This window comes from Aestuarium zhoushanense, assembly GCF_056431045.1.
Map to the genome: position 1 here is coordinate 1 of NZ_JBWKMA010000020.1, position 717 is coordinate 717.

At 53.4% G+C, this 717-nt stretch carries 2 protein-coding genes; both read right to left on the reverse strand.

Going from position 1 to position 717, the window contains the following annotated elements; all coding sequences use genetic code 11:
* Positions 1-228 (reverse strand): hypothetical protein (locus AC07ED_RS07415; RefSeq protein WP_105234369.1); only part of this gene is annotated, 228 nt, incomplete at its 3' end.
* Positions 225-717 (reverse strand): M41 family metallopeptidase (locus AC07ED_RS07420; protein WP_478242033.1); only part of this gene is annotated, 493 nt, incomplete at its 5' end. The genes AC07ED_RS07420 and AC07ED_RS07415, both read right to left, overlap by 4 nt.

The following is a 717-nucleotide window of genomic DNA, read 5'->3' on the forward strand; positions in this document are numbered from 1 at the left end:
GTCATCGCCCTCACCTGAGTCATCCGCCTCAAAGGCCTTTATCTCTTCAATGAACCTTTCGATCGCGAGGAAATCTTCACTCTCGTGGATCGAGAGGGCATTTCCTTCGGGATACCAGCCGGGAACTAGGCACTGATGTTTCTGCCCTTTGATCCAGATTGTCCATGGGCGCTCCTCACGTGTGAGTTTGTCACCCGTCACAGGATGAACACGAACATCTTTGCTCATAGGCCCTCCTCCACTTCGAACGCAGGTGAAACTTGAGACAAGAAAGCTGAAAGCTCATCGCCAGAGAGTATGGCGCTTTCGCAGAGCGCTTTGGCCATGGCTCGTAGAAGACCTTCATGCGGGCGTAAGATATCGAGCGCGAGGGCCTGTGACTGCTGCATCAGGTCCGACAGCTCTGGCAGATGACAATTGATCGCATCAGAGACCAGAGCATCGGATCTGCTTGATCCGAGCCATATTGGCCCTATCTCACCGAGGCCGAAGCTTGTGATCTGTTGGGCCGCAAGCGTCGTCGCTTTCGCGAGATCACTCTTCTCTGATCCGCCGGAACCGATCGCCACATCCCCAAAAATCAGCTTTTCGGCAAAATAGCCTGCAAGCGCGTAGGCGCGTTGATGATGAAGCTCTTCAGCCCGTAGAATGTGAGGTCTAGTTTGGGTCGAGCAAATACCTCCCTCACCATCGAGCCTGACGAAATCAACATCAATA